The sequence below is a fragment of the Anabaena azotica FACHB-119 genome, from assembly GCF_014697625.1.
Lineage (GTDB): Bacteria > Cyanobacteriota > Cyanobacteriia > Cyanobacteriales > Nostocaceae > Trichormus > Trichormus azoticus_A.
In genome coordinates, this window is record NZ_JACJSG010000111.1 from 1 (window position 1) to 4,797 (window position 4,797).

3 protein-coding genes are annotated in these 4,797 nt (G+C 42.2%); all 3 read right to left on the reverse strand.

Features of this window, described 5'->3' with window-relative positions; genetic code table 11:
- On the reverse strand, positions 1-2,648 hold a 2,648-nt coding region (locus H6G83_RS34520), incomplete at its 3' end, for a DUF3854 domain-containing protein (protein WP_190480657.1).
- A gap of 123 nt (positions 2,649-2,771) precedes the next feature.
- Entirely contained in the window at positions 2,772-3,263 is a 492-nt protein-coding gene (locus H6G83_RS34525) for a relaxase/mobilization nuclease domain-containing protein (protein ID WP_190480659.1), read from the reverse strand.
- A 5-nt stretch (positions 3,264-3,268) separates the two neighbouring features.
- Positions 3,269-4,797, reverse strand: a 1,529-nt coding sequence (locus tag H6G83_RS34530; protein ID WP_190480661.1) for a type IV secretory system conjugative DNA transfer family protein, incomplete at its 5' end; no start/stop codon positions are given.

Sequence of the window (4,797 nt, forward strand, 5' to 3'; positions counted from 1 at the left end):
CGACGAGAAATAGTATAGTTTTCACCTTTTTTGTTGACGACGAAAGCATCGGCAACATAAGTTACTTGATTATCATTGGCTACACCGTATTTCTTAACTAGGGCAACAGCCGCAGTAGCGATCGCTTGATTTTCTTTAGCCTCAAGTTGTCGCCGTCGCCAGTTGCGTTGGTAAAGGGTAACATCTTGGGTTTTAGTCCAGTTTGGTGTGGGCGATGGCGGAGTCTCTATTTTAGGTTTACGTAACCAAGAGAACCAACCACCAGATGTATCAGTATCTTTTAAGGTTTCTTTTGGGGGTGATTCGGTAGCTGTATTGGTTGCTGTCGGTTGTGGGTGAAAGGAAGTGGTATCAGTAGTTGATTCTATTTTGAGGTTAGTAGGGGTAATCTTCAACTCGGTTGCGATCGCTGTTTTTGGTGTATTGGCATCAGTCTGTCTGGGTGAGGAAGACTGTTGCCCTGATACAGTAGTAGCAGTGCCGTTTTGTTGCGTTCGCTGTGATTGATTTGATGTATCGGCAGTAGTAGTAGTTTCAAGAGGAGATGGTTGGGAGCCAACTGCTGCTGGTGGTGGAGTAGTAGGGTTCGTATTTAACTCGGTAGCTAGAGTCGGCTCGTTGTTACCAGTAGATTTGTTGGCTGGCGTGGGAACTTCTACCTTGTTTCTTGGTTGATGCTGCACAATCCTAGTTGTACCATCCTTGAACTTGATAGTTGAGCGCAAGTCCTGATCTAGATAAAGCCGTTCATCCCGTTGGCGAGAAGCTAGATAAAGCTGTTCATCCCATTGGGGTAAGGGCAAGGCAAGAGATTGCAGTTGCTCAAAAGCCGCACTGCCCCTATTGACGATAAAATCATCCACACCTTTATCTGGCCCTGGCAAAGAAATCACACTTACTTTGCAGCCATTTGTTTCTAGTAATTGTCCAGTACACCTAGTTGCCGCATTAACGTTTCGCACTGTTTCGCTCTTAGTTTCAAAATCAAAGCAGATTTTGAACTCTCGATCCCTAGTAGCAAAAACTGCTAACTCAGGATGCAAATAGTGCGTTTGTTTGCCTTGAGTGTTGTGGAACTCAATTTCCTCGTCAGAGGACTCAACTTCATCCTCGATGACAAACGATCTGGCATCATCCTCACTCAAGTCTGTGTTAACTTCATTGTCAATAGGTTTTTCAGACTTCTTAGTTTTATAATAGCCGCCGTTAATCCCCGCCAGCCCAATGGCGGCGTAACCTTGGCTTAACAGACTGGCTGTTTTCTTCGCCCCCTCCGTAATTGTGATTGGTACATTGTGCTTCCATACACAATACCAAAATCCACTGGCGCGATCGCTTTCGTTGGGATTGACACCTGCTTTAAGGTAAATAGTTTGTGCAATATCCTCTGGGACATTCAGCAAAAAAAGGCTTCTTTCAACTCCTGGTGGATGCTCATATTTGGTGAACTTTCCGGGAATCTCTACATTTTTACCCTCTTTCTTCTCGGTTTTTGGTCGAGGTTTATTAGGCTTGTAGCAACCCCAAGCCTTACAACTTGGTTGCTTTGCTGGTGCTAACTGCTCAAACTGCGTCGGGTCTACACCAGATTTGCACCACCAACCACCAGCTTCAATATGAGAATATACGTCATACCATCCTTTAGACAAATGTCCATTGTTGAGGCGTTTAATTCCGTCACCGTAAAACAGATATTCCCATGCCTCATGTTCTCCCTCAGTGGGGTCAAACTGTAAACTTTTAAAGTTCATGGAGGCAATACCAGGAGCGATCGCACTTTGGGATACCAGTTCCTGCCAGTGTTTATCATCTATATGTGAGGGGGCTGGGGGAATTGCTTGACTTTGGCTCTCTTGTTGAGATGGAGGAATATTAGAATCTTCTGCTACCACTTCCTTTATATCTCCCTGTAGTTTCTCTTCAAAATCTGAATTAACTTCTGAATTAACTTCTGAATTAACTTCTGTATTTACTTCTTCGTTTACCTGCTCAATTGTGCTTGTTTGCTTTGGGCTGTCTTGCGGAGATAAAGAGCTAGTCAAAATCTCTTTTAAACATTCAGCATGATTTTTAATAATGTCTGGATGATTTTTAAAAGTATCCAGACATTCTGCTAAATATTGATTTAAATCTGATTGAAATTCTTGAAAAAAGCTACTATCTCTAATTATCTGATTGTTCTCGTCAATCATAGAAAAGCCAAAAGTGCCATTAGTGACTTGATGAACAACAACAGTTTGGTCATCAGTCTCGACTTTTAGCCCTTGAGTAGAGGACAAAAGATTGGCTTGTTTAGTTTCAGCTATAATTTGAGGGTCAACTAACTGGTATTGTTTGGCATCAGTTATGCCCTTAGTTATAGAGTCAGCAACTGTTGAAGCCACTTCCAAAGTTTCCGTTGCAGTAGAGATATATTCGTTACTCTTGGGGTCATACTTCTCCCACTTCCACCCGCCTTTTCCGTCAGGACTCATGGCATAAGTATCTTTGCCAACTTCCCAATACAGCTTTTTATTGATAGAAGCTTCTACTTTCTTTTTGATATATTCATCAATATATTTAGCTAGTGGAAGAATCACATCACGGACAATCTGCTCAGTAGTATGAGTATAAGCAGAAGTTAATTGTAAATGTCTTTCGTCAAACATATTCTTTGAGGGTGTAGGGTGTAGGGGGTAGGGTGTAGGGGGGAAAAGATAGGGAATAGGGGATAGGGATAGGAAATAAGGAGGTTTTTCACTACACCCCACACCCCACACCCTACACCCTGTTCATGTACAACAGTTACAGCATTGGCGTTGTAAATATTGATTATTAATGGGATTGTCAATAATCATCGAACAAGATTGGCGTAAAACTTCATATTGTTGCCAACTAGCCCCGACGCATTTAATATCGATGACTTTAGCCTTTGGTGTGACGCGATTAAAAACAATATGAATGTAAATACTGCTTGGTTGAATATCAAAAAAACAGATATATTGTAAATCATGCCAACCAATACCGTGAATGTATTGGTCAACAATTTTCAAGCAAGATTCATGATTTAGTTTAATATAAACATTTTTCAAGCTAATGATGCTATATATGCCTAAACTCCTTAGCTTTGGTCGGGTTTGGGATAAAGCCTGAAACTCCTGAATAATTTGCTCAGGAGGCAGGCTAGTATCAATAAAACTACCTTTAGCTAAAATCTTCTCTTGAGATAGTGTTTGAATCAGTTCAAAATCATCAATCTTCAATTCTTCAATAGTCATTTTCATAATTACTAAAGCCCACTTTGAGAACTTCCTTTGTTGAGAATAGCGCCGACTTCTTTTGAAGTCAGACCAGTATTTTTAGGAGTACCCGGATTATCTGGAAGAGGAAAGCGCTGTTCAACTGCCTGAACCCTCATTTCTAAATCCTGCTGAGAAGGGAACTGCTGTGTACTTTTCCTGGCTGCTAAACTAACAATTCTCGCCCATTTAAGTTGATTGTATTTATCAATATTTTTTAGGGGTTGAGAAATTTTAATAGTCTTGAGTAGCGGAACAGACCCTTCGTTTTTATTGCCGTATGCCGGATTTATGAAAACACATTTACCAGCAATGAGCTTGAGGAATTGAGCCGATTCAAACAGCTTTCTACTTTTCTCTTGCTCACTGATGCTAGTGCTGCTGCTTTTACCAGTAGAACGGCTTTTTTGCTTATACTTAATTTCCTCATCACCTAAAAAGCTGGAGAATAATTGCGCCGATTCGTTCTCCCCTGGATTAAAGATGAATTTAGTGCTGCAAGCACCAAGGATAGCCTTGGATATTTCTCTTCCGTAATTTTTCTCAAGCTGACCCATATTTTGAAAGCCGATAATCCCGCAGAAACCCTCAGAACGAGATTCGTTGAGCCATCTATATAAATCAGGCAAGTAAATTGAGGGTAATTCGTCAAGTGCAACTATCAGAGGGTCTTTTCGTTTGGAAGCAATATTACGGGCAATAGTCATGTGTAAGATGCTGGTCATTAAAGGCGCGATCGCTTCGCGCCGTTCTCTGTCCAACCCGAAAATAATCATTTGCTTCCCTTTGATTTCCAAAGGTAAAGTTGTCTTGCCAATGAAGCATCCTAATGTGTTTTTCGCCATGAAGCGAGTAAACATGATGCTTGCTGTGGCAACAATTCCCGCGACTGTTTTTTCAGATGCGGCGGAACTGAACAACTGACCAAAGGCGATTTTCACCCAAGGGTTAAGGCTTGCTGCCATGAGGCGTTTGACCATCTCTGGGCTAGAAAGTATCGCCGCACAGGTCATGACATCGGCGTAATTGCCAAACTCTTTAGCTAACATGATTACTGCTTGAGTTAGCTGATCACCAGAAGGCCCGAAGAACCCATCTTCACTTGAATTGCCCAGAAGCCGAAAATTCTTGTTGATCACGGTAGAAATCTGTCGGGCTGTTTCCGCATCACTACTGTCGCGTAGGAAATCTAGCGGATTGCATACTTCCGATTCAGGAAATCCAGGGGCGAAGATGTGGACATCATAGCCCATATGTTTGGCATAGGCGGCGACTCTGGCTTGCGATGCGTACTTAAAATCATAGATAATGATCGGAAACCCCTGATCAATAGCCGAGTAAATCATCGGGTTGATGGCTGAGACTGTCTTTCCCGAACCAGGAGCGCCGATGACTGCTGTACCCCTTTGCACATCAGGGATATAGAAAGTATTGCCACCACCTCCCTCTTGATGCTTACCAATGTAAAGCGCAGCACTGTCACACTGGGGATTGGCGATTTGCAGTAAGGCTTTTTTCT

What these genes read in the sequence shown, in the direction of transcription:
- H6G83_RS34525 (WP_190480659.1), bottom strand. Translation starts at nt 3,263, where the DNA reads ATGAAAATGACTATTGAAGAATTGAAGATTGATGATTTTGAACTGATT.